This is a genomic window from Cyclobacterium sediminis, from assembly GCF_054781075.1.
On sequence record NZ_BAAGVC010000043.1, the window covers coordinates 235,040 to 259,903 of the forward strand.

Here is a 24,864-nt window from a genome sequence, read left to right on the forward strand (position 1 = left end):
TTAAAAAATGTTAACAATGATGAAATTTTTTTCACAAATCACCGTTCAAAAATTTTTTCCTAGAAACAAAAGTTCAGAAAAATGTAAGATGTACTGGAAATGAATTTAATTATCGGTAATTATTTGTATTTCATCATTATCAGGGTAGCGTAGCTTCGCATCGGGCTCATCAAAAAAACTATATCGGTTTTTGTCTCTAATTTTTGGCGTTCTCCAGTCGTTTATAGTTTTTCGACTGGGTCTTTCGTCAGCTCTCCAAGAAAAGCCCTCTAAATTTTGATCCCCTTCTTCAAATAAATGAGGGGGTGTAAAGGAAGCTTCAGGCTTTATGGTATGACTAATCCTTGAGACGGTCCCCTCTTCAAACTCCATGATTATTCTACCGCACAACAATTTGTTTAACCCTTTGATTGTGGTGTCATTTTCTACGGCAAAATACAAGGACTCCCCATTTCCTTCCACATCAAGTTTGTCCATATCGCTTTCTACAAAATAGCCGGTCATCTTTCTTCCCTTGATTTGGTTAAAGTTTCCTATGGTGTCTCGAGTGATAGCAAAGGCATTGTCTTTTAATAGCGCCTTATCTATTTCTTGATTGGCAATCAGGAAATTAATACTGTCCGCTGTAATTTGGCTTTTATTGCTCCAAAGTACCGGGTCGGAATAAAGGTGAACAGTTGAATCGGCATAAATATATGCCATAGAATCAGCTCTACCTGCTAGCTCAGATTTAATCAAACGCATATTGGGATAAGCTAGGGTATACTTCTCTTCAGCATCCTCTCCATCTTGGGTAATAAGTGTATCGGCAATCATAAGCAGGGTGTCTGTATCAAAATACTTCTTTACCAATGCTTTTCCATAAACTTCAGAATACTGCCTGTCCTCCCAATATTTACCCTCATCCCCAAATACTTCCACATTTCTTTCCTTGTTAAGGATACTTACGTTCTTCTTGGCTTCATAGTATTGTGCCTTTTCGTCATAGAAAAGCGTCTCTCCGTAAACAATACTGTTTTCGGATTCTACATCCCCATCATAAAAGCGAAAAATTTTATTCTCGGTGTCATAAAAACTTCCCTTTTGAGCATTCAGCTTATTGCCATCCTTAGAAAGGATATTGGTTAGCTTTTCTGTTTCTGCAATATTGGTGGTAGTGTAGTAATACAGCGTATTTGATTTCATGGTGTAGTCAGGGTTTTCCAAGACTACTTTTTTATTGAAAGTGATTTTTTCAATTTGCGTTTCATACCTCCCTTTTTCACTGGTCAATACATTGGTGCTGTCTTTGACCATGCCCGAATTGAAATAGACGGCTTCTCCTGTGGCTCGATTATAATCTAGAAAATCGGTATATAGCGTAGTACCTTCGTTAACCAGCACTACATTGTTTCTCAACAAAGCCAATTGAGTATCGCCATCATACTCTGCATAGCGGCTAGTAACCGTAACAGAATCTTGTTTGTCATCGATTTTTACATTGCCGAAAAGTTTAGCAAGGTTGTCCTCTGAGTAAAAGTGGGCCGAGTCACAATAGATCAATGAAGTTTTATGTTTCATTATAACATCTGTGATTAATCTTTCAAAACCTTCACCACCCAAAAGGGAGTCGGCTTGTAGGATTTCCAACCGACCTTTATTCTCCTGAGCCATTGTCTTTGAAAGGGCCAAACTAATAAGTAGGCAAAATAAAATAAATGTGGTCTTTGTCATTCGAATTGATTTCCGAGGCAAAATTAATATAAAATAGTACTTTTGGTTTATGCTGGAACGATTTATCAATCATGTACGCAAAAATAAAATTTTAGATGTGCAATCGCCCTACCTTGTTGCGGTTAGTGGTGGGGTGGATAGTGTCGTATTAGCCCATTTGCTTACTAAGGCCGGCTTTAAAATTTCTATAGCTCATTGTAATTTTCAACTGCGTGGAGCAGCTAGTGATGCAGACGAACTTTTTGTAATTGAGCTAGGCGTAGAACTGGGAGTGCACGTGCACACCAAGAATTTTGATACCCATGCCTATATGGATAAGCATGGGGTTTCCCTGCAAATGGCGGCCAGAGAGCTAAGGTACAGTTGGTTTGAGGAACTCAATTCCTGTTTGAGGGCCGATGGGGTGTTGGTTGCGCATCATGCCGATGACCAAATTGAGACTGTAATGCTCAATTTGTTGCGAGGAACAGGAATAGAAGGAGTATATGGCATGAGTAGTAAAAGAGATTTTATCCGAAGGCCATTGCTTCCCTTTTCTAGGAATGAAATAAAGGCTTATTTGGAAAGGAATGGGCTGCAGTGGAGAGAGGACCAGAGCAATGCCAAAACCATTTATAAAAGGAATTTTATCAGGCATAAATTTTTGCCTTTGCTTCTTGAATTTGACCCAAAAGGACCGGAGTTAATCCAATATAGTTTCGACAGGCTGAAAGATACAGGAAAGGCATTTTTTCATTTTTTTGACCTCTGGGTCGATGAAAACGTCTTTTCAGATGAAGAGTATGAGGTGTTGCCCTTTTCAAGTTTAGCCGGCTTACCGGGAAAATCATCATTGCTTTTTTATTGGTTAAGAAAAAAAGGCTTTGTATATGCGCAGATTGAGGATATCTTGTATGCTGTAGAACGTCAAGAGGCAGGTAGACAATTTCTTTCAGAAGGCTGGTTATTGAATATTGATAGGGATTGTCTGATTTTAGGAAAACAAACGGAGGAAGCCGAACGTATCGAAATAAACTTTGCTGATGATGGGTTTGTCTTGGGGGGAAAGCAAAGGTATAGTTGTGCTCAACTTAACAAAGCAAGGGTATTGGATCACTCAGCTCAAAATGCTTTATTGGATTTTGATTTGCTGGAATTCCCTTTGGTCTTGAGAAACTGGAAAAAAGGGGATAAATTCATGCCTTTAGGAATGCAGAATTTTAAGAAGGTAAGTGATTTTTTGATTGACAAAAAAGTGCCACTAATTAAAAAAAATGAAGTGAAGGTTATGTGTTCCGGTGACAAGATTGTTTGGCTAGTGGGCTTAAGAATTGATGACAGGTTTAAAATCAGCAATAGAACCAAGAAGGTGTTTTATGTTAAAAAACTAGACAATGAAAAATCCTTTTAAGAAAACCTATAGTCCGTCAGAGCGAAAGAAATTTGCCTTTTTAGGGAAAGTTAAGTTTTTTACGCATTTAACTTTTGATGAAATGTCACAATTTCTGCCTGCTATTCACCAAAGAAAATACGTGCAAGATGAGGTGGTGTTTTTTAGGAATGATCCCAGCCAGGCCCTGTATATCCTTGAAAAAGGTGAAGTAACACTCAATATCGATATCCGAACGGATTTTGAAACCATTATTAAAATCAATGAAGGGGAGCCTTTTGGGGAAAATTCCCTACTTGAAAACTCCAAGAGAATTTATACCGCTATAGTAAGCACAGAAGAGGCTGTGTTATGGGTGATTCCAAATTATGCCATCTTGGATATCTTTCACAGCAATCAAAAGATAAAGGCAAAAATGATGAGTTCACTGGCGACCTTTTATGACCGCAGAAATCAACAGCTTTTTTCTTCTTACAAGAAGTCCTATGGTTTTTTTAACCTTGGACAGATGTTTGAATAATTATGAGGTTTCCTTCATATAAAGCACATTCTTTAATATCTTAGCGCAAATTTTGATAAAACATTAATCTAAATCGATTATAAAAGATGACAAAAGTAACCGTAGTCGGAGCCGGAAATGTTGGTGCCACATGTGCTGATGTATTGGCTTACCGAGAAATAGCAGAGGAAATTGTCTTAGTAGACATCAAAGAAGGTGTGGCTGAAGGCAAAGCTTTAGACATCTGGCAAAAAGCCCCTATCAATGCTTATGATAGCAGGACTGTCGGGAGTACCAATGATTATTCTAAAACTGCCGGATCTGATGTGGTGGTGATTACTTCAGGCTTACCGCGTAAGCCGGGCATGACCAGAGATGATTTGATCGAAACCAATGCAGGAATCGTGAAAATGGTTACAGAAAATGTGATTAAACATTCTCCGGATGCCATTATCATCATTGTTTCCAATCCATTGGATGTAATGACTTACCAAGCGCATATCGTATCTAAATTACCTAGAACAAGAGTGATTGGTATGGCTGGAATCCTTGATACAGCAAGATACAGGGCTTTCTTGGCTGAGGCGCTTGATATTTCTCCTAAAGAAATCCAAGCGATATTGATGGGTGGACATGGAGATACCATGGTGCCATTGCCTCGATACACTACTGTTGCAGGTATCCCTGTTACTGAATTGATCGATAAGGATACTTTAGACGCAATCATCGCTAGAACAAAATCCGGAGGAGGAGAACTTGTGAAATTGATGGGTACCTCTGCATGGTATGCTCCGGGATCGGCTGCTGCCCAAATGGTAGAAGCGATTGTGAAAAATCAAAAAAGAGTATTCCCTGTATGTGTTAAGCTTGAAGGAGAATATGGAATTGATGACTGTTACCTAGGGGTGCCGGTAATCCTTGGTAAAAATGGTATTGAGAAAGTGATTGAATTGGACTTGAATGATGATGAAAAAGCATTATTAGAAGTTTCTAGAAATCATGTGAAAGAAGTGATGTCGGTTTTGGATAAAATCGGTAACAAATAATTGAATAATTAACCTTTTTTATGAAAATCCCAACTTTGAATAGTTGGGATTTTTTTGTTGTTTTGATAGTAGTTGATAAACATTCGAAGACAATAGCCTATTGAAAAATCTGCTGGTAATTTTATTAATTTTGGTGTTTGGATTTCTCGGCTTTTTGCTGGTAAAGAGCGATTTTTTTGACTCCAAATTAAATGGTATGGAAGTCATTCCACCAAATGCCATTTTTGTTTTTGAAACAAATGATCCGGTAGGCTATTGGAACAACCTGGTCAACCAGCCTGTTTGGGAAAAACTTCACAATATCCCTGCCTTGGCAATGGTGGAGTCTCAACTGATTTTGCTAGATAGTGTCACCGGTAAAAATGGAAACCTGGACAAATACTTAAAGGGACAGCGGTTTAGGCTTTCTTTACATCCCACAGGCAAGGGTGCCTTTGGTTTTTTAATTGCCATAGCATTTAACAATGAGCAGTTTTTAGAATTTATTGAAAAACTAAAGCCTGGCACAAATCATGGAGGAAATGGTTTGAAAAAGAGGTTTTATAGCGGAGTAGAGCTTTACGAAATACAATCTGATACGGAATCGAAAGCTTTTACGTTCGCTCTTTATGAGAACGTACTGATGGGAAGCCATACATCGTTTTTGGTGGAAGATGGCATAAGGTATGCCAAATCCCTCGAGTTGAAAAACTTCAAGCAATCCTATCCGCACTTGTTTCAACCCTCCAAACCACTGAATTCTCAAGGAGTATTGAGACTTTCTGGAGAAGGTTTTGCAGCTCTGGTGAACGAATTGACTGCCAACAATGCAGAATTATTGTTGCAAAAATTGAGAGAAAATAATTTGTCTGCAAATTTAATTCCTTCCTTTAGGGATTCATCCATAACTTTTAATGGTCAATTTTTTACCGAAGGAAAATCCGGTACAATAGGAACCATAGGAGATACCCCTAGTGGGATGTCCTTTGCTCCGGTTATTAGCAATAGGGCGGCATGGATTACGCAGTATTTATTTCCCAATTTTAATGGGTTCAAACAAGTGCCAAACAGGGCCTTCAATCCAAGGCCTCTGGTTGCCACCACACTGGAAGAAAGTGAAGAAATAGGTAATTTTATCAATGGGTTGGGTGGAGAAGCAACCATGGTGCTTGAGGAGAATCTTTTTAATAAAAATCCGAATCAAATCCTTTTGCTTAACCCTGAAAATACTGAGCGCAGGTACCAAAATTTAGAGAAATTCGCCTTAGAAGTGAGCCAGAACGATAGTACTAAACTCTTCAAAGAATATTTTATGGGGAAGGAAATATTTATGCTTGATATAGAAGAATTTCCGGCCCATATCTTTGAAGGTAATTTCACCGGTTTTTCCAGGAGCTATATTTCCATGACGGGCAATCACCTGATAATTGGCAATAGTCTGAAAACGGTGAAAAATCTTCTGGAAGATCATTATAATGACAATACTTGGGGCAAGTCCCTGGCCTATAAGGACATTTTAAAGGATCAAAACAACGGATCTCCTGTCCGAATAATTGTTAACAATGACCGATTTTATCCTATTTTAATTAGCAATAGCGACCCATCTTGGAGCCCTGTTTTTCAGAAATATGAACCTGTATTTCGTTCTTTCGACTGGTGGAATATTTCCATTTTTAAAGAAGGTAATGCAGCCATTAAGTTAAATATTGATTTGGGAGAAGCCGATGCCAACAAACAACTGGTCCTTTCCGAATCAAATAGTACCGACTTTGGAAAGCAATTGATATATGGACCTTCCGGTATCCGGAACTTTAATGACAAAAGCACTGATTTCTTGGTTCAGGATGAGGATCATTTTATCCATTTGATTAGTGAGGAAGGAGAGAAGGTCTTCGCTCAACAAATTCCGGGAGCAATCGTGGGAGAAGTACATCAAATAGATTATTATAAAAATGGTAAGCTCCAATTGGTTTTTGCAACCAAAGACTTTGTTTATGCTTTGGATAGGTATGGGAATTTGTTGCCGGGATACCCTTTCCCTGTAGAAGCAGATAAAGAAATAGCGCATTTGAACGTATTGGATTATGACAATAACAGAAATTACAGATTTTTTGTAGCCACTGAGGATGGAGACTTGTTTTTATTTGACAAGAAAGGCAATGTATTGGATGGCTGGAACCCCAATGACCACAATAGTGGGCCGCTAAGTTATTTGCCAAGCCACCATAGGGAAGCCGGTTTGGGAGATTTTATGATCAGCCTTCATACCAATGGCAAGCTAAACCTTTACAATCGCAGAGGAGAGCTGAGGGTAGGAGGAGGAATTCTCCTTGGAAACGGTGTAAATACTGGATACGCCATTGAAGAAGGAAGTAATAATGAGCTTTCTAAACTTGTCACCATAAATGAGGTAGGGGAGGTGCTAAAGCTAAATTTTAAAGGGGAAATTACCTATAGGAACCAACTGCTTCGTCCTGATACCGATACTAAGTTTAGCCTAGTGAACGATCAGAGTAAAAGCGAATATGTATGGGTAGTAGAGGAATATAACAAACTTAAGGTACTACGGCCAAATGAAGAACAATTGTTTGAAATGAGCATTCCATCAAACGATTTGGAGTATAAATATTTTTCTTTTGGAGAAGGGAATGAGATTTTTGCCGTTTTAGATAAGGTTCAAGAATTCGCCTATCTTTATAATGCCAAAGGTAATTTGATAAACCAAAAGCCAATAAGCGTTAGCCAAAGCCTTTGGATTCACTTTTCTGGAAGCGATAATGCCTATACATTGGTGACCCTTTATGGAGATAAACTTTACGAATACAAAATACCATTATAAATACAGACCAAAGATTGGTTTTATTAAAGAGTGAATTTTAACAATGAATAATTGCATGCGAAATATAATAGGAATTTTCTTTTTTATTTTTTTAGGCTTTGTATCATCCTTGCAAGCACAAGTATTCAATTCCGGTTCTCTGGTGCTACAAGATACCACAGATCATAATAATTTCAGTTCTCCCTATCATACCACCTATACTTTTTTCTATAACCTGAATGAGCCCAATTTTAATCCGGAAATCGCAGCTAAGGCATTGGACATGGAGGGGAGCGAAGGGCAAGATGCAGCAGCTTTGGCAGTTAAGTTAAAGCAGATTTTTGATGGTAAAGGTGTTTATGTGCGGATGAATACTGTCCCTAATTCCGCTGAGTACAGAGATTCGCTGAGAAATGGGCAACAAGTGTATGTGTTTGATGAGTTATTACTCCCTTCGGTTTATTTGGTAAAAGTTGGCAACCGCTGGAAATTTTCTTCCGCGACGGTAAAAAACATCAAAGCCTTACACCAGGAAACCTACCCGATGGGTACGGCCAAATTACTGGAAATACTGCCTAGGTTAGGCAATCAACATTATTTTGGGCTATACCTATGGCAATTGATAGGCATTTTCTTTCTATTGTTGATGGTATTTACAAGCCATAAACTTTTCACGTTGCTGATTGATCGGCTTTTTTATTACTTTCTTATCAAATCAGGTTATGGGCAAATTGCCAAGCAGTACTTGCTGCCGGTGGCAAGAATAATCAGTATTTATATTATTATTTTGCTATTGGCAATATTTATTCGGGTTTTACAACTACCTATAAGTGTTGCGTCTTGGGTTACCATACTCCTGAATGCTGCAGAACCTTTTATCGTTACGGTCATCTTTTATAAGTTGGTCAATGTACTATCAGCGTATATGGCTAGGATGGCTGATAAGACAACTTCTACCCTTGATGACCAGTTGGTGCCATTAGTAAGAAAAACCCTTAAGGCATTTGTTATTGTCATTGGTTCTCTGTTTATATTGAAATATGGTTTACGGATTGATATTGTACCTTTCCTTACCGGGTTGTCAATTGGTGGTCTTGCCTTTGCTTTGGCCGCACAGGATACCATTAAAAATTTCTTTGGCTCCGTTATGATTTTTATCGACAAACCATTTCAGGTAGGTGATTGGATTACTAGCGGGGAAGTAGACGGAACAGTAGAAGAAGTAGGCTTTCGATCCACCAGGGTTAGGACTTTTAGAAACTCCCTGGTCTACATTCCCAATGGTAAAATTGCTGATGCCACCGTAGACAACCACGGACTGAGAAAATACCGGAGATTTTATACCAATATTACCATTACCTATGATACTCCCCCGGAGTTGATTGAAGTTTATTTAAGTGGCTTACGTAAGATTGTTCAAAATCACCCTAAAACTAGAAAAGACTATTACAATATTTATTTGAACAATCTTTCAGCTTATAGTTTGGACATTATGTTCTATGTCTTTTTTAAGGTGCCTACTTGGCCGGAAGAACTAAAGGCAAGAGAGGATTTGATTCTATCAGCGATTCGACTTGCCAATGAATTAGGGGTTAGGTTTGCTTTTCCAACGCAAACATTACATATGGAAACCTTTCCTGAGAAAAAGGGGCTGATGCCTGTTTATGAAGATGATAAGGCTGCCTATCAAAAACGTTTGGATGCTTTTATCCATACAGAAAAGGGAGAAGATAAAAAGAATGGATAAAAGGGTTGATACTGCGCTCTTTACTTTCGCCTTATGAAAGAGTGTTTCTTGTGGACTACCTTAAGGTAAAAGCTTCTAATTCTGTAGATTTAGTTTCCTATTAGGGAGAATGGTTTGATTTTTGAACCGATTATTCCAAATTAATTTTTAGCTAAATCCAACTATTATGGAATTTGAAAACAAGGTTGCAGTAATTACAGGTGCCAGTAGTGGTATTGGCAAAGCAATAGCTACCACGCTTTCCGAACATGAATGTACGGTCATTTTGGCAAGTAGAAGCATTGAAAAGTTAAAAGACATCCAATCAAAATTGCCTCATGAAAGCATGGCGGTGGAAATGGATGTAAGTGACAGCCAAAGTGTGTCCCAGGCTTTTAAGAAAATCAGGGACAAATACAGTCGTATTGATATCCTTGTAAATGCTGCCGGTGTAATGCCACTGAGTTATATGAAGAACAGGCACCTTGAGGAATGGTTGCAGACCATAGATGTAAATGTGAAGGGAGTGCTTCGTTGTACTTATGAAGTATTGCCGGATATGAAGCGTCAAAAGTCCGGGCATATAATAAACATTACCTCTGTAGACGGTAAAGAGTTGTATCAAGGAGGAGCTGTTTACGGGGCGTCTAAAGCGGCACTAATTGCCTTGTCAAGGGCTATGCGCATGGAGTTGTCTCCGGAATTTAATATTCGAGTGGCTTCCATCGAGCCGGGAACAGTAGATACCAATCTCAGGGATGATATTACTGACAAAGAATTGCTGGAGGACAAAGATTATGGAGGAGAGGAAGCCAAGCTTCAACCGGAAGACATTGCTCAGGCTGTGTTATATGTCTTAAATCAACCTGCCACAGTGAATGTCAATGAATTATTGATCAAACCGACAGGCAAACCTTAAGATTCCCAATTAAGGTAATTTGTTCCTTATCAAATTTTTTGTAAGCCGGTCGAACGTTCCTTCATCTATGTTGATAGTACTATTTGGTTAGGGATGCTATCCTTCCATTTCTATTGGGCCTGAGTGAATTATTATCTCCATTTAAATGGGTTGATTATAATATTTCTTTTGCCTATACTTACTAAATCAATAGGAAAGTCTATAAAATGGCGTTAATTAAAGCCTGCATAGCCTGGATTTGGCCTCCATTCAAAATTTCACTTTTGCCTTTATTTGCCTATTAAAGTGAGAAGTAAATTGAACAAAAAAACAGATGAATGAATAATTGTACGCTAGTTGTATTGCTGTTGATTGTTTCCTCCTTTTTTTCCTGCAGCAATAAAAGTGATGTCATTAGGCCTGAAGTGAAAAACATCACGGAAAGTGTATATGCCTCAGGAACTATAAAAAGTGAAAACCAATACGAAGTCCAAGGAAAGGTAAATGGCCCTATTGAAAAAGTATTTGTAGAAGAAGGTTCATTGGTTAAAAAGGGAGATCCAATTTTTCAATTGGACAATAAAAATTTAAAAATAGCTACTGAAAATGCGAGGCTCGCCTCGGTAGCCGCTGATTTTTCGGTAAACGAAAATAAATTGCTTGATGCGAAAAAGGGCATAGACTTGGCCAAAAAGAAATTGACCAATGATTCCTTATTGTACCTGCGGCAAAGAAAGCTTTGGGGCAAAAGTATAGGCACTAAAGTCACTTTGGAAAAAAGGCAATTGGACTATGAAAATGCACAACTAAATTTGGCCACTGCCCGCACCAATTATGAGGAGGTAAAGAGACAACTTGAACTACAGTCCGAACAAAGCAAAAACAATTTGGAGATCGCGAAATTATTGGAAAACGATTATGTCATTAAGAGTGAGGTAGATGGACTGGTTTACAAGGTAAATAGAGAAGAGGGGGATCTAATCAATGGTTCAGAGGCAGCGGCTGTGATTGGGAGTGCGGATTTTTTAATTGAACTGAATATTGATGAATTGGATAGAGTAAAAGTGAATAAAGGTCAGCGGGTTTTTATTAGAATGGACAGTTACCAGTCTCAAGTTTTCGAAGCTGAGATTGTTGCCATTGACCCAATGATGAATTCACGTACAAGGTCCTTTCAGGCAGAGGCGAAGTTTACCAAAAGGCCTGCCCAACTTTTCCCCAACCTGACAGTTGAGGCCAGTATTTTAATCCAAACCAAAGAAGAGGTTTTAACCATCCCAAGAAATTATTTACGCAATGATTCTTCAGTAATTCTGGAAGGCGGAGAGCTCCAATCAGTTGAAACTGGATTGATGGATTACGATTTGGTAGAAATTAAAGATGGTATCGATAGTAATACAAGGATAGAACTGCCGGAATAATGAAGGTTAAACACATCACAGAGATTTCCGGGGCCTTGATGCGAGCCAGATGGAAGCAAACACTTGTTGCTGCTGTGGGTGTTACTTTTAGCATTGCTTTTTTTATCTCTCTATTGGGTTTTATGGAGGGTTTAAACCAACTTTTAGACGGGATAGTCTTGAATAGGACACCTCATGTAAGGCTTTATAATGATATACTTCCTTCCAAGGTGCAACCCATTGAATTAAGCGAAGATTTCAAGGATCATTATAACTTTATTCAATCTGTTAAACCTACCAATACACGAAAAGAAATATACAATGCTCCGCAGATAATCGATAAGCTTTCTAATGATGGCAGGGTATTGGGAGTGGCACCTAAAGTTACTGCTCAAGTTTTTTATAATTTAGGCAATATAGATCTTAATGGAATTATAAACGGGATAAACCCTGAGAAGGAAGCAGCTTATTTCTCCTTCAATGACTATATCCTTGGAGGAAATTCTTTGGACCTCAATAATGTCAGCAATAGCATAATATTGGGTCAAGGAGCTGCCAATACCATGCGGGCTAAGGTAGGTGATATGGTCACCGTCACCAGCACAGAGGGCGAGCAGTTTTCCTTAAAAGTTATTGGCTTTTTCCAGTCCGGAATTTCGGAGATAGATAAGGTACAGAGTTTCGCCAGCTTGTCAACTACCCAAAAAATACTCGGTGAAAACAATAATTACATTAGCGACATCCAAGTAAAACTAAAGGATTTAAACCAAGCGCCGGCAATCGCCAGAGAGTATGAACATTTCTTCAAAATTGATGCAGAAGATATTCAAACGGCCAATGCTCAGTTTGAAACAGGAAGTGGAGTGCGGTCTATTATTTCCTATGCCGTGGGGATTACATTATTGATCGTATCCGGATTTGGTATTTATAATATTCTTAATATGCTCATTTATGAAAAAATGGATACCATTGCCATACTTAAAGCTACAGGATTTGCCGGTATTGATGTGAAGAAGATTTTCATTTCAATCAGCCTGAGTATTGGGATTGTCGGAGGATTTGTTGGTGTGCTTTTCGGTTTCTTGCTTTCCATCACCATAGATGCCATCCCATTTGACTCTCCAACCATGCCGGCGGTAACTACCTATCCTATTGATTATGGCATACAATACTATTCCATAGCAGCAATATTCGCCTTGGTGACAACCTTTTTGGCCGGCTGGTTTCCTGCCAAAAAAGCAAGTAAGGTTGATCCTGTAATCATTATTAGAGGGAAATAAATGGGAAAGAATATTATTTTAGAGGCCAAATCAATCAGCAAATCTTTTCTGAATCCAGTAAAAGTTGATGTATTGAAAGAAGTTTCCTTCAGTCTTTCAAGAGGGGAGTACGCATCGATTATAGGTAAATCAGGCAGTGGAAAATCTACGCTCCTCTATATTCTTTCCACCATGGATACTGACTTTACCGGTGAACTTCTAATAGACGGAATACGTGTTAGGGGTAAATCAGAAAAGGAATTGGCTTCCTTACGGAATGAGAAAATAGGCTTTGTATTTCAATTTCATTATTTGTTGAATGAATTTACCGCCCTCAAGAATGTAATGTTGCCGGGGTTTAAGTTGGATAAATTAAGTGAAGAAGAGCTGGAACACAATGCTTATGGATTTTTGAAAGATTTAGGGATTGAAAAACTGGCCCATAAAATGGCCTATCAACTATCGGGCGGGGAAAAGCAACGAGTAGCCATTGCCAGGGCCATGATCAATGATCCTTTAATTATCATGTGTGATGAGCCCACCGGAAATCTGGATAGTAAAAATGCAGATATTGTGTTCAATATTTTTAAAGAGCTTACCGAAGCCTACAACAAAACACTTTTAGTGGTGACTCATGACATGGATTTTGCACACAAAACATCACGCATCATTGAACTGGGTGATGGTAGGCTTTTGAAAGAGTAAATTTATTTTTTGACTTTAATGTAGTCTTCTCCTGTATGGTTCGATCTATGGTCTATTAATAAAGATATAGAAGCATATAAATCCCTATTGGTTTTTATACCCGTTAAATGTTACTACATTGATAGTTGAATTATTCTCTTGGCTGTTTTTAGATTTTGCCCCTTACCATATGAAAAGATTTTTAGTTTTACTAAGCCTTGTTGTTCTAACAAATATTCCGTTTTCGTGTGTTGATGATTGTGGACCTTTTAGTCCCATGGAGTCCAAAATCACCGAGTTGTATGTCTTAGTAGGTAGCTTAACTTCTACTGGTTTCATAGAAACAAAAGCGACTGACTTCGATCTAGCCGCCATTCAAATTGGGATTGCTGACCTGGATTATACCGAAGTCATGGCATCCATTGCTCAACCTCGATTTTCCTTTATTAATGCAGCCATAGCTTGCAGTCCCCGCTTACCTGAACCTACACAGGCAATTACATCAATGGTCATCACCTCTGAATCAACTGTGTATGCTCAAGGGTATGAATTCTTGCCTGGGGACCAATTGAATGAGCTCTTTAAAATAAATGGAAACCAAACGATAGCTGAGTATATCACCAAGCAAAAAAGTGATATTGTGCTTTTTGGAAATATTGGCTCAAGTATTAATTTCCAACTATTGGGGCAACCTGATAGTACCATCAATCAAACCTTCACCTTTGATATTAAATTTTCTGATTTGAGTGAGATGATCATAAGAACTGAGGTTTTTGAAGTGAGTAACTAAAAATAAGCCAGGTTTATTTTCCCTAGAAAGCGAATCACCTATACCAATAAGACTTCAACCCCTTTTTCTTCCAGCATCTCTACATAATGTGTGGATAAATTCTTGTCTACGATTAAAGTGTCTATGTCTTCAATCTTGGCAATCTTTCCAAAACTTTTTTTACCAAATTTGCTGCTGTCTGCTAAAACTATGGTTTTTTGGGCTGAAGCAATCATAATGCTGTTTAGATGTGCTTCCAATAAATTGGAAGTAGTCAGGCCAAATTCAGGATCAATGCCATCTACACTGATAAATAGTTTGCTGCAAGCAAAATCCTTTATCATGTTTTCGGCAAAATGACCCACGACTGAGCTGCTACTCTTGCGTACCACACCGCCCAATTGTACAACCTCAGCCTTAGGGACATCCATTAATGCCATGCTTACATTCATTGCCGCGGTTAACACTGTGAGAGAAAGTGTCCTTGGAATGGTTTGGGCAAAGGCCAAAACAGTTGTGCCGGAGCCGATGATTATCACATCATCTTGAACAAGTAGTTCAGTTGCCTTACTTGCAATGGCATTCTTTTGGCTTACTTGAACCAGCCTTTTTTCTGTGACAGGTTTGTCGTTGACATAAGGAGATACCGGAGTGGCACTTCCATGGGTTCTGAAAAGCAAGCCCTTTTCTTCTAAAATTCTAAGGTCTTTCCTCACTGTCACCATTGTGACATCCATTTCTCTACTCAAAGCAGCAACACTTACATAACCTGCTTCCTTAAGCTTGTCTAATATGTATTTGTGTCTTTTAGCAATGATCATAATTCGAGAAATAATGAGGTTCAAATATACGAAAATGATTTCCTTTTGTTTCTTTTTATTTCTCTTTGTGTTACTTTAGTGGAGTAAATAGCCGGCAATGAATAGAGAAAACAGTTTATCGAGAATCACAGAGGAAAAGGGAAGTTGGGACCTGGTAATTATTGGAGGGGGAGCCTCCGGCTTAGGGGTCGCACTGGATGCTTTGTCCAGAGGATTAAAAGTCTTATTGCTAGAAAAATCAGATTTTGCTAAAGGGACTTCCAGCAGAAGTACAAAATTGGTGCACGGTGGGGTACGCTATTTGGCACAAGGAGAAGTGGGCTTGGTATTAGAAGCCTTAAAGGAGCGCGGGCGTTTATTGAATAATGCGCCACACCTAACCATTAATCAACCCTTTGTAATCCCGCTTTACTCCTATTTTGACCGCCTGAAGTATGGGGTGGGTCTTAAAATTTACGATTGGATGGCCGGTAGTCTACGCTTGGGGAAATCCATGTTTGTTTCTAAGGAAGAGACGATTAAAAGGCTACCTCAAATCAAACAAAAAGGCTTAAAAGGCGGGATCTTGTACCATGATGGTCAATTTGATGATGCAAGGCTAGCCTTGGCCATTGCAAAAACTTGTATTGAAATGGGAGGCTGTATCCTTAATTATGCCAGGGTCAATAAGTTGACCAAGGGAGAGGATGGGAGAATTAATGGTTTGGTATTCAGGGATTTAATTGGTAAATCCAATTACAGGATATCTGCTAAATCTGTTGTCAATGCCACCGGAGTATTTGCAGACAAAATTCTACAAATGGACAATCCTGAGGCGCCTAAAATGATACAACCTAGTCAAGGTATACACTTGGTATTAGACAGTTCATTTTTGGGAGGAGAAGATGCCTTGATGATTCCGGAGACCTCTGATGGAAGGGTTTTATTTGCTGTGCCTTGGGAGGGGAAGTTGGTAGTAGGAACTACCGATACTTTGGTGAAAAAGCCTAAGATGGAGCCAAGGCCTTTAGCTTCTGAAATTACCTTTATATTGGATACGGCCAAAAACTATTTGGTAAGACCACCAAAGCGATCTGATGTGCTCTCCGTTTTCGCAGGTCTTAGACCACTCGCTGCCCCAAAAGAGGGCAGTACCAAAACCAAGGAGATTTCCCGAAGTCACAAAGTTATTGTATCAAAAAGCAACTTGATAACCATCACAGGTGGCAAGTGGACTACCTTTAGGAAGATGGGTGAAGATACCGTAGATGTTCATTTTAAAAATCATGGTTTGCAAAAGTTAGCAAGCAACTCTGCAGAGAAGCATCTTCATGGCTATAGTGAAGAAGAAATTGAGGGGCATTTGCAATTATATGGAGCAGATGCTGCTTTGGTTTTGGATTTACAAAAGCAAAGGCCTGAATTGGCGGAACGCCTGCATGAAGCCTATCCTTATACCGCCGCGGAAGTGGTGTGGGCTGTCAGGGAAGAAATGGCCCTGAAAATTGAAGATTTCCTCTCGAGACGTTGTAGGATATTATTACTTGATGCCAAAGCTTCCATGGAAATGGCACCTAAAGTAGCCGAGATTATGGCAAAAGAACTTAAGAAAGATGAGGCTTGGATAACTGAAGAGTTGGAAGAATTTAATAAATTAGCCAAGAAGTACTTAATAAAATAGCTAAAACTCAATGAACCCAAATAACCAATACTTAATGGCCATGGACCAGGGAACGACCAGTTCAAGGGCCATAATTTTCAACAAGGAAGGCCAGATCGTAGCTTCCGCTCAAAAAGATTTTGAACAATTTTTCCCGAAAACCGGATGGGTTGAACACGATCCTAAGGAGATATGGACTTCGCAAGCCTCAGTGGCCACCGAAGCCATTACCAAAGCCAACATTACCTCAAGTCAAGTGGCAGCCATCGGCATCACCAACCAAAGAGAAACAACCATTATTTGGGACAGAGAGACAGGAGAGCCTGTTTTCAATGCCATTGTATGGCAGGATCGGCGAACAGCGGCTTATTGTAACAAACTAAAAGAGGAAGGTCATTCCGATTTGGTTCAGAGCAAGACGGGCTTGATAATCGATGCTTATTTTTCAGGGACTAAGATCAAATGGATACTTGAGAATGTTGATGGCGCCAAGGAAAAAGCCGAAAAAGGAGAGCTGTGTTTCGGTACTGTGGACAGCTGGCTTGTTTGGAAAATGACTGCCGGAAAAGAGCACATTACAGACATTACCAATGCCAGCAGAACCATGCTATTCAATATCCACGAAAAACAGTGGGATCAGGAATTGCTTGATCTTTTGGATATTCCGGCTTCTATTTTGCCTGAAGTTAAATCAAGCAGTGAAGTATATGGACATACTTCAGGAAATTTATTGTCAGCAAAAATCCCTATCGCAGGCATAGCCGGTGACCAGCAGGCAGCTCTTTTTGGGCAGCTTTGTACAGATCCGGGCATGGCCAAGACCACCTATGGGACCGGCTGCTTTTTGGTAATGAATACCGGAGATAAGCCTGTAAAATCCAATAACAAACTTTTGACAACAGTTGCTTGGCAAATAGGAGACAAGGTCAATTATGCCCTGGAAGGAAGCGTATTTATTGGTGGAGCAGGCATTCAGTGGCTTAGAGATGGGTTATCCTTGTTTCAAGATGCCAAGGACAGTGAAGCAATGGCCTCAGGTTTGGAAGACAATGGAGGCGTGTATTTTGTTCCTGCTTTAACGGGGATGGGAGCACCCTATTGGGACCAGGAAGCCAGAGGTGCATTTTTTGGTATCACCAGAGGAACAACTAAAGCACATATGACCAGGGCCGGGTTAGAAGCCATTGCATTTCAAGTGCATGATGTATTGAAGGCCATGGAAAAAGATGCAGGTGAAGAAACCAGAGAAATGCGCGTAGATGGCGGGGCCACTGCCAATAATTTCTTAATGCAATTTCAAGCAGATCTTAACCAATGTTCGATTAAGCGGCCGGAAATCATCGAGACCACAGCATTGGGAGCGGCTTATCTGGCAGGGCTTGCTGTTGGCTATTGGGCGGATTTGGATGAAATCAGGAGTCTATGGAAAGCGGATGAATCTTTTGAACCCAAAAAGGATGCTGCAAGCATGCAGCCGACCTTAAACTATTGGCACAAAGCAGTAGAACGTTCATTAAACTGGCTAAATGATTAAATATGAACGTCTATATAGCTGAATTTATAGGAACGGCTTTGCTATTGGCCATGGGGTCAGGGGTAGTAGCCAATGTAGTATTAAACCAAACCAAAGGCCAAAATTCTGGATGGATAGTCATTACCACAGCTTGGGCTTTAGGAGTTTTTATTGGTGTGGTAGTGGCAGGACCGCATAGTGGAGCTCACCTGAATCCTGCAGTTAGCCTGGCTTTGGCAGTTGTAGGTGATTTTGGTTGGGAGTTGCTTCCCGGCTATGTTTTAGCCCAGGTCTTGGGCGCAATGCTCGGGGCCGGAGTGGCTTATTTGATATATAAGGATCATTTTGATATTACTGAGGACCCCGGGTTAAAATTCGCTCCATTTGGCACAGCTCCGGCTATTAGGAATTTGTCTTCAAACTTTATTTCTGAAGTGGTTGGTACTTTTGTACTTATTATTGTTATTCTTTATTCCACCGGTCCGGTTATAGATGATGGAAATGGCACTCCCATTGGCTTGGGTTCCATAGGCGCTTTGCCTGTCGCCTTTTTAGTTTGGGTAATAGGTCTTTCCTTAGGTGGTACCACTGGTTATGCCATCAACCCGGCCAGAGACCTGGGGCCTAGGTTCATGCATCAATTACTGCCGATTAAGGGAAAAGGTGGCTCCGATTGGAGTTACAGTTGGGTGCCTATTGTAGGCCCTCTCCTTGGTGCAGCTTTAGCAGGAGGGCTTTTTTTACTCTTAGGAAACACTGCAGCTACTTAGGAAAAGCTTTTAACTTTCTTAGATAAAACAGACTAATCAAGGTGGAGAATAATTTTGGCGGTATTGTTTAAGGAGAACAGTACCGCCAAAATAGCATGCATTTATACAAAAGTGAGCAAATGTATTCAGCTGCATTAACTTTGCCAATAAGGTCTTTAATTGCAAAGGAAGGCTGTCAAAGTTTAGCTTCACCCCTAGTAACTCCTTCCAAGTATTTGAATTCTATTGGAGTCAAGCTTAATGAAGATAAATAGCAATATAGTAAATGACCAAAGAGAAGATCCGCCATAACTGAAAAATGGAAGGGGAATACCTACTACAGGAAATAGGCCGATGGTCATGGCTATATTGATCGTAAAGTGGAAAAACAATAAGCTGACCACACAATACCCATAAATCCTTGAAAAGCGTGTTTTCTGTCTTTCTGCCAGAAAGACGAGCCGAAGCAATAAAGCCACAAATAAGGAAATCATAACCAGGCTGCCTATCCATCCAAATTCCTCTCCCAAGGTACAGAAAATAAAGTCTGTATGCTGTTCAGGTACAAAGTCAAATTTTGTCTGTGTGCCTTCCAGATAACCCTTCCCAAATAAACCTCCGGAACCAATGGCGATTTTAGATTGAGTAACATTCCAACCCACACCCAAAGGGTCTACACCCGGATCAAACAATACCATGATTCTGTTTTGTTGATGATCAGGGAGCTTTTCTACTACATAGTCCAGACTTAATGCGTAAGCAGTCATGATGCAGCCTAATAGAAGAAATCCCAAAGCATTTTTCCACGACTTTTTACTCAATATTATCAGTAAGAGAATAAGGGCAGCAATGCTTCCAAATAGATAAAGATTGTTTTCAATGGCGAGGGTAAGAATTGTCAAACCCACCAAAGCCAAGCCGATAACATAGTACTTCTGAGGCATGCCTTCCCTATAGAGCATGATAAAAAAAGCACTGTAGACCATGGCTGTACCTGTATCAGGCTGAAGTAGGATAAGCGCAATAGGAAGAAAGATCAGCCCTACAGCTTTCATTTGATCTTTAAGTTTGCTTAAATCAAAGCTTGGGTTTTCCATTAACTTGGCCAAAACCAATGCTGTGGCAAATTTGGTAAACTCTGCCGGCTGCAACCTGAAAATCCCCAGTTCAAACCAAGCCCTTTGGCCATTGATCTCTTTACCTATAAAAGGGGTGAGCAAAAGTATAAGGATAAAAACAGCATACAATACCAGGCTAAGGTTGTGGAATAGTCGGTAGTCTGCTACCATAATGATAATGATCAATATAACGGCCGTCCCAATCCAAATCAATTGTTTCCCTGAATTTATTGAAAAGTCAAAAATGGATGTGGCGTTTTGTTCATCATATACTGCAGCATAGATATTTAGCCAGCCGATGAAAACAAGTGCAAAATATAGCCCAATGGTTACCCAGTCTATTTTATGTAAATTGGTATCTTTCTGTCTCACTTAGTAAATAAAATCTCCTTTTAGCACATATTCCTCCAATTCCGGTCTATTGATTTCCCCTGTCAGGTACTTTTCTATCAAAAGGCTCGCAGTACTTGCCGCTGCTCTTCCTCCCCATCCTGCATTTTCCACATAGACTGAAATGGCAATTTTCGGATCATCTTTGGGAGCAAAAGCAATAAAAACCGAATGGTCTTCTCCTGCAGGGTTTTGGGCTGTCCCGGTCTTTCCGGCGATTTCAATATCTTCCATTATGGCCCTGGTAGCAGTGCCATATAGCGCCTCGGCCATTGCATTCTGTATTAAATCGAAATGTTTGGCATCAATTCCGGAATCTCTTTTTTCTTTAAACTTATCAGGTATTCTGGAGGGATCATCGTCGATGGCCTTAATTAAATGAGGCGTAAAATAATAGCCCTTATTGGCAAAAATGGCTGCAAGATTTGCCATTTGAAGTGGCGTAACCAACATTTCACCCTGCCCAATAGACAAAGAGTAAATGGTTGAATATTTCCAACGCCCTTTCCCATAAATTTTATCATAGAGGGCACTTGAAGGGATTGAGCCTGATTTTTCACCATGAGTATCTATTCCAAGTCGATTGCTCAACCCAAATTTTAGCACAGATTCTCTCCATTTGTCCAATCCTATTTGCGTATCCGTATAGGTGTTGGAGGAAACTTCCTGATTGATTACCTGCCTAAATGCTTGATGGTAATAGGGATTGCACGAATTTCTGATGGCTCCAAAAAGGTTTACAGGAGAGGGGTGATTGTGGCAATTGACCAATGCCTTGTTACAAGCAAAAGTTGTGTTTGGCGTAATGATTCCCTCTTGAAGGCCGATTAGGGATTGTACAATCTTAAATATTGAACCCGGAGGGTACATGGCCATGATTGGCCGATTAAATAGTGGTTTTTCCGGGTCTTTGTTCAAAACTTCATAGTTTTCTCCAAACTTTGCTCCGGTAAGTACATTGGGGTCATAAGAGGGGGCCGAAATGATGGAAAGAATCTCTCCGGTCTTGGGCTCGATGGCCACCACTGAGCCACGTTTACCTTCCATAAGGTGTTCACCATAAAGTTGTAAGTTTAAGTCTATGGTAGACTGAAGGTTCTCACCTGGTAGGGATAGGGTGTCTAGGTCTCCATTTTTAAAGGCCCCTTTTTCTATTCCTCTTACGTTGACCAATTTGTATTTTACGCCTTTCTTACCACGGAGTTCGGGTTCATAATAAGATTCGATTCCACTGTGACCAACATAATCACCTTGGACATAATAGTTGCTACTGTCTCGGGAAAGTTGAGAACCACTAATTTCTCCAATATAGCCCAGGACATTTGCTGCTGAAGATCTCGGGTAAGAACGAACAGACCTGGTCATTACAAACAGGCCTTTATAATCGATTAGAAAATCTTGAACTTTGGCAAAATCCTCTTTAGAAATTTGTTTGATTAATGGGTATGGCTTAACCCAGGAATATTTTTTTGCAGCAGTGAAATTTTCTATTAAGCTTTCTTTTTCTATTTCAAATAACTCACAAAATCTGGTGGTGTCTTTCAGGCTAAAATCTTTTGGGATAACCATTAGATCAAATACAGGATCATTGAATACCATTAAAGAATTATTCCTGTCATACACCAAGCCCCGGTAAGGGTGGTCGACTACTCTCTGAATGGCATTTCGTTCTGCTTTTCTTAGATAGCTATCATCCGTTACTTGTATCAAAAATAATTTACCCAATAAAATTAAGGCAATTACCCCAATGGTTATGGCAACGACTAAAGACCTACCTGTGTACATTTATACTACCCTTTCTTTTTTGTAAAATATTGCCTGAACGATGGTTCCCAATAGAAATGTGAAAACCAGACTGCTCAATACTCTTATAACGAGCGGGAGGTACAATTGTGTTCCTAAACTATCAATATAAAAAAATATAAAATGGTGAATAAGGATTAGCGGTAAACTATAAAAAATGTACCAGCCTATTCCCATATTTAATAAAGTAGGAGGGACGTTATCATCATACCCTCCTGTGGGCATGATCACTTTAATCCAGGTATTCCGTACAAAAGCCAGAAACACAGTGCTAGCGGCATGAATTCCGAAACTGTCATAAAATAAATCGATTAGCAAGCCCAAGAAAAAACCTATTAACAATAACGGGATTGTGGGCACTTCATGGGGCAGGTTGAGAAGGAAAAATACGTATAAAAAGCTAAATGCATAACCAAATAGGACCAGATCCTTCAGGATAAATACCTGGACCAGAAAGTAAATAAAAAAGCTTAAGCTATACTTGAGTATTTTAACTGTTGTCATTGATTAGGGGTCACCATTTCCATTTCCAAACTATCTATTTCTTCACGGAGATCATTCTTCACCAGATATACGAAGTTGAGTTTACTAAAGTCTGCTCCTAAACTAATCGTAATATCTAGATAATTGGTCTCGCTTCCTTGGGAAACATCCTTCACTTTACCTATGGGCAAGCCTTCAGGGAAAACTGCATTGTATCCTGAAGTCACAATTTCCAGTCCCGGTTCCACCTTTACATGACGGGGTACGTATAGCAGTTTTGCTTCATTGGAGTTTACCCCATCCCATTTTGTAGAACCAAAGACTTCGGACTTCTTTATTTTAGATGAAATCAGAAGGTCAGTGTGTAGCAGAGATATTACAGAAGAAAAATGACTGCTCGTACCTTTTACCCGACCAACAATTCCTTGTTCATTGAAAACGCCCATGCCTTCCTCCACACCATCTAAACTGCCTTTATTTAACGTGATATAATTTTGACTTAGGTTGATAGAATTATTAATTACTCTAGCCGACCAGAAGTTGAAATGATTACTAAAGGAGCTGTCTAAATTGAAATAAGCGGAATCAGAAATGGTAGTCATCTTATCCAACCGATTAAGCAAGGAGGCATTTTTTTCAGCCAAGGCTTTATTGGTGGAATTAAGGGTAAAATAAGAGACAATATTGTTTTTTGAAGACAATAATCGCCCCGTAAATTTATTGCTACTATTAAAATAAACTGCTCCCTGTGGTGAATTATGCGTGAAAATAATCCCCAATGCCAGTAATTCCAGAATCAGAAAAAGAATAAATGCCCTTAGTCTATATAAAAATAGAAAGATTTGTTGCATCTTCTTTTTAAGTCATGAGAACGGTTCTGAATTGGTTGATATTTTTCAAGGCGTTTCCTGTACCCCTCACCACGGCTCTCAATGGATCCTCGGCTATGTGTATGGGCAGCTTGGTTTTCTGATGTAACCTTCGATCCAAACCTTTCAACAAAGCTCCTCCTCCTGTTAAGTGGATACCATTGTCATAAATGTCCGCAGAAAGCTCAGGTGGTGCGATCTCCAATGCTTTGAGTACAGCTTCCTCAATTTTAGATACAGACTTATCTAAGGCAAAAGCAATCTCAGAATACGAAACTTTAATCACTTTTGGAATACCTGTCATCAAATCCCTACCTCTGATTTCATAATCTTCCGGCGGATCATCAAGCTCAGTTAAGGCCGAGCCAATCGCAATCTTCACTTTTTCTGCAGATCTCTCTCCAATAAGCAGGTTGTGCTGCCTTCTCATATAATCTAGAATATCTTTTGTAAAGGTGTCACCTGCAACCCTTATGGATTGGTCTGCAACTATCCCTGAAAGTGCAATTAGGGCAATTTCAGTTGTACCTCCACCAATGTCTACGATCATGGATCCCATGGGTTTTTCTATGTCAATCCCGATACCTATAGCAGCAGCTATAGGTTCATAAACCATATAAACCTCCTTACCACCTGCATGTTCTGCCGAATCCCTTACGGCTCGTTTTTCTACCTCCGTGATGCCGGAAGGAATACAGATGACCATCCTGTGAGACTGGGGGAACATGCCTTTGTTATGGCCCGGAATCATTTTAATTAAACCCCGTATCATTTGCTCCGCCGCATAAAAATCTGCGATCACTCCGTCTTTTAATGGACGGATTGTCTTGATGTTTTCATGGGTTTTTTCATGCATGTTCATGGCCTCCCGACCTACCGCCAATACTTTATTGGTGGTTTTATCTATAGCGATTATGGATGGTTCATCCACAATAATTTTTTCTTTATGTATGATCAGCGTATTGGCTGTTCCTAAGTCAATGGCGATGTCACTTGAGAAAAAGTCGAATAATCCCATTTTGATCTGTTCTAAATTAAATGATTATTGTTACTTTAAATTTAACGCAATTAAATCCGAATAAATATCTGAACCTGGCTTAAGTTCCAGGTTCCGGCGAGGTGTTAGGATCAGGTTTATCACGAATTATAAGCAATAGTTATGCTATGATTAACTGGGAATACTGCCATTTCTTACTCCTCCAGATTCCTTTCATCCCTCAGCCTTAATATAGGCTAATTTCAGGAGCTTTCAAGCCTTATTTTAAATTCGTTTTTTCTTCGGTATTGACCGGACCTAATATACCGGCAATGTAAAAGGA

At 39.6% G+C, this 24,864-nt stretch carries 20 protein-coding genes; 13 read left to right on the top strand and 7 right to left on the bottom strand.

Going from position 1 to position 24,864, the window contains the following annotated elements:
- Nucleotides 1-105: 105 nt before the first annotated feature.
- Nucleotides 106-1,713, bottom strand: a complete 1,608-nt coding sequence (locus ACYVHJ_RS21610) for an OstA-like protein (protein WP_460519155.1) — start codon at nt 1,711-1,713, stop codon at nt 106-108.
- 49 nt (nt 1,714-1,762) lie between these two features.
- Between ACYVHJ_RS21610 and tilS the strand changes: the two genes are divergently transcribed.
- The 10 genes from tilS (at nt 1,763) to ACYVHJ_RS21660 (ending at nt 14,181) form a co-directional block, all read left to right on the top strand.
- The gene (gene tilS / locus ACYVHJ_RS21615; protein WP_460519158.1) at nt 1,763-3,103 is read left to right on the top strand and encodes a tRNA lysidine(34) synthetase; all 1,341 of its coding nucleotides are present in this window, start codon (nt 1,763-1,765) and stop codon (nt 3,101-3,103) included.
- The gene (locus tag ACYVHJ_RS21620; RefSeq protein ID WP_460519161.1) at nt 3,087-3,602 is read left to right on the top strand and encodes a Crp/Fnr family transcriptional regulator; all 516 of its coding nucleotides are present in this window, start codon (nt 3,087-3,089) and stop codon (nt 3,600-3,602) included. The genes tilS and ACYVHJ_RS21620 overlap by 17 nt, the downstream gene beginning before the upstream one ends.
- Nucleotides 3,603-3,688: 86 nt before the next feature.
- Nucleotides 3,689-4,627 carry a malate dehydrogenase gene (mdh, locus tag ACYVHJ_RS21625; protein ID WP_339905815.1) on the top strand — a complete coding sequence of 313 codons (939 nt, stop codon included), beginning with the start codon at nt 3,689-3,691 and terminating at the stop codon, nt 4,625-4,627.
- 196 nt (nt 4,628-4,823) lie between these two features.
- Nucleotides 4,824-7,445: a hypothetical protein gene (locus ACYVHJ_RS21630; RefSeq protein ID WP_460519165.1), complete on the top strand. Its 2,622-nt coding sequence runs from the start codon at nt 4,824-4,826 to the stop codon at nt 7,443-7,445.
- A gap of 55 nt (nt 7,446-7,500) precedes the next feature.
- Nucleotides 7,501-9,171, top strand: a complete 1,671-nt coding sequence (locus ACYVHJ_RS21635) for a mechanosensitive ion channel family protein (protein ID WP_460519168.1) — start codon at nt 7,501-7,503, stop codon at nt 9,169-9,171.
- Between the two features lie 166 nt (nt 9,172-9,337).
- A complete protein-coding gene (locus ACYVHJ_RS21640) occupies nt 9,338-10,069 on the top strand; it encodes an SDR family oxidoreductase (protein ID WP_460519171.1) in 732 nt (243 codons plus the stop codon).
- Between the two features lie 317 nt (nt 10,070-10,386).
- A complete protein-coding gene (locus tag ACYVHJ_RS21645) occupies nt 10,387-11,469 on the top strand; it encodes an efflux RND transporter periplasmic adaptor subunit (RefSeq protein ID WP_460519174.1) in 1,083 nt (360 codons plus the stop codon).
- A complete protein-coding gene (locus tag ACYVHJ_RS21650; RefSeq protein ID WP_460519177.1) occupies nt 11,469-12,728 on the top strand; it encodes an ABC transporter permease in 1,260 nt (419 codons plus the stop codon). Before ACYVHJ_RS21645 ends, ACYVHJ_RS21650 begins: the two co-directional genes overlap by 1 nt.
- Nucleotides 12,729-13,412 (top strand): ABC transporter ATP-binding protein, encoded by a 684-nt coding sequence (locus ACYVHJ_RS21655; protein WP_303615148.1) that lies wholly within the window; start codon nt 12,729-12,731, stop codon nt 13,410-13,412.
- A gap of 256 nt (nt 13,413-13,668) precedes the next feature.
- On the top strand, nt 13,669-14,181 hold the full coding sequence (locus ACYVHJ_RS21660; protein ID WP_460519180.1) for a hypothetical protein: 513 nt from the start codon (nt 13,669-13,671) through the stop codon (nt 14,179-14,181).
- Between the two features lie 38 nt (nt 14,182-14,219).
- Here the strand turns inward: ACYVHJ_RS21660 and ACYVHJ_RS21665 are convergent, their stop codons facing one another.
- Nucleotides 14,220-14,981: a DeoR/GlpR family DNA-binding transcription regulator gene (locus tag ACYVHJ_RS21665; protein ID WP_339905208.1), complete on the bottom strand. Its 762-nt coding sequence runs from the start codon at nt 14,979-14,981 to the stop codon at nt 14,220-14,222.
- 97 nt (nt 14,982-15,078) lie between these two features.
- Between ACYVHJ_RS21665 and ACYVHJ_RS21670 the strand changes: the two genes are divergently transcribed.
- From ACYVHJ_RS21670 to ACYVHJ_RS21680, 3 genes are read left to right on the top strand one after another with little or no spacing between them, the layout of a single operon-like run.
- Complete coding sequence (locus tag ACYVHJ_RS21670) at nt 15,079-16,641, top strand: glycerol-3-phosphate dehydrogenase/oxidase (RefSeq protein WP_460519184.1); 1,563 nt, start codon at nt 15,079-15,081, stop codon at nt 16,639-16,641.
- A gap of 10 nt (nt 16,642-16,651) precedes the next feature.
- Nucleotides 16,652-18,154, top strand: coding sequence for an FGGY family carbohydrate kinase (gene glpK / locus ACYVHJ_RS21675; RefSeq protein ID WP_460519187.1), 1,503 nt, complete (start codon nt 16,652-16,654; stop codon nt 18,152-18,154).
- A gap of 2 nt (nt 18,155-18,156) precedes the next feature.
- Entirely contained in the window at nt 18,157-18,903 is a 747-nt protein-coding gene (locus ACYVHJ_RS21680; protein ID WP_460519190.1) for an MIP/aquaporin family protein, read from the top strand.
- A gap of 194 nt (nt 18,904-19,097) precedes the next feature.
- Here ACYVHJ_RS21680 and rodA read toward each other — a convergent pair whose 3' ends face one another.
- Genes rodA through ACYVHJ_RS21705 form a run of 5 tightly spaced genes read right to left on the bottom strand, consistent with a single transcriptional unit; the run spans nt 19,098 to nt 24,563 of the window.
- A complete protein-coding gene (rodA, locus tag ACYVHJ_RS21685; protein ID WP_339904816.1) occupies nt 19,098-20,372 on the bottom strand; it encodes a rod shape-determining protein RodA in 1,275 nt (424 codons plus the stop codon).
- Complete coding sequence (gene mrdA / locus ACYVHJ_RS21690; RefSeq protein ID WP_339904814.1) at nt 20,373-22,175, bottom strand: penicillin-binding protein 2; 1,803 nt, start codon at nt 22,173-22,175, stop codon at nt 20,373-20,375.
- Complete coding sequence (locus ACYVHJ_RS21695) at nt 22,176-22,697, bottom strand: rod shape-determining protein MreD (RefSeq protein WP_339904813.1); 522 nt, start codon at nt 22,695-22,697, stop codon at nt 22,176-22,178.
- The gene (gene mreC, locus ACYVHJ_RS21700) at nt 22,694-23,527 is read right to left on the bottom strand and encodes a rod shape-determining protein MreC (protein ID WP_339904812.1); all 834 of its coding nucleotides are present in this window, start codon (nt 23,525-23,527) and stop codon (nt 22,694-22,696) included. The genes ACYVHJ_RS21695 and mreC overlap by 4 nt, the downstream gene beginning before the upstream one ends.
- 7 nt (nt 23,528-23,534) lie before the next feature.
- Nucleotides 23,535-24,563, bottom strand: a complete 1,029-nt coding sequence (locus tag ACYVHJ_RS21705; protein ID WP_303615137.1) for a rod shape-determining protein — start codon at nt 24,561-24,563, stop codon at nt 23,535-23,537.
- Nucleotides 24,564-24,864 lie beyond the last annotated feature (301 nt).

Coding starts and splice junctions, on each gene's coding strand:
- ACYVHJ_RS21610 (WP_460519155.1), bottom strand. CDS start 1,713: ATGACAAAGACCACATTTATTTTATTTTGCCTACTTATTAGTTTGGCC.
- tilS (WP_460519158.1), top strand. CDS start 1,763: ATGCTGGAACGATTTATCAATCATGTACGCAAAAATAAAATTTTAGAT.
- ACYVHJ_RS21620 (WP_460519161.1), top strand. CDS start 3,087: ATGAAAAATCCTTTTAAGAAAACCTATAGTCCGTCAGAGCGAAAGAAA.
- mdh (WP_339905815.1), top strand. CDS start 3,689: ATGACAAAAGTAACCGTAGTCGGAGCCGGAAATGTTGGTGCCACATGT.
- ACYVHJ_RS21630 (WP_460519165.1), top strand. CDS start 4,824: ATGGAAGTCATTCCACCAAATGCCATTTTTGTTTTTGAAACAAATGAT.
- ACYVHJ_RS21635 (WP_460519168.1), top strand. CDS start 7,501: ATGCGAAATATAATAGGAATTTTCTTTTTTATTTTTTTAGGCTTTGTA.
- ACYVHJ_RS21640 (WP_460519171.1), top strand. CDS start 9,338: ATGGAATTTGAAAACAAGGTTGCAGTAATTACAGGTGCCAGTAGTGGT.
- ACYVHJ_RS21645 (WP_460519174.1), top strand. CDS start 10,387: ATGAATAATTGTACGCTAGTTGTATTGCTGTTGATTGTTTCCTCCTTT.
- ACYVHJ_RS21650 (WP_460519177.1), top strand. CDS start 11,469: ATGAAGGTTAAACACATCACAGAGATTTCCGGGGCCTTGATGCGAGCC.
- ACYVHJ_RS21655 (WP_303615148.1), top strand. CDS start 12,729: ATGGGAAAGAATATTATTTTAGAGGCCAAATCAATCAGCAAATCTTTT.
- ACYVHJ_RS21660 (WP_460519180.1), top strand. CDS start 13,669: ATGGAGTCCAAAATCACCGAGTTGTATGTCTTAGTAGGTAGCTTAACT.
- ACYVHJ_RS21665 (WP_339905208.1), bottom strand. CDS start 14,981: ATGATCATTGCTAAAAGACACAAATACATATTAGACAAGCTTAAGGAA.
- ACYVHJ_RS21670 (WP_460519184.1), top strand. CDS start 15,079: ATGAATAGAGAAAACAGTTTATCGAGAATCACAGAGGAAAAGGGAAGT.
- glpK (WP_460519187.1), top strand. CDS start 16,652: ATGAACCCAAATAACCAATACTTAATGGCCATGGACCAGGGAACGACC.
- ACYVHJ_RS21680 (WP_460519190.1), top strand. CDS start 18,157: ATGAACGTCTATATAGCTGAATTTATAGGAACGGCTTTGCTATTGGCC.
- mrdA (WP_339904814.1), bottom strand. CDS start 22,175: ATGTACACAGGTAGGTCTTTAGTCGTTGCCATAACCATTGGGGTAATT.
- ACYVHJ_RS21695 (WP_339904813.1), bottom strand. CDS start 22,697: ATGACAACAGTTAAAATACTCAAGTATAGCTTAAGCTTTTTTATTTAC.
- mreC (WP_339904812.1), bottom strand. CDS start 23,527: ATGCAACAAATCTTTCTATTTTTATATAGACTAAGGGCATTTATTCTT.
- ACYVHJ_RS21705 (WP_303615137.1), bottom strand. CDS start 24,563: ATGGGATTATTCGACTTTTTCTCAAGTGACATCGCCATTGACTTAGGA.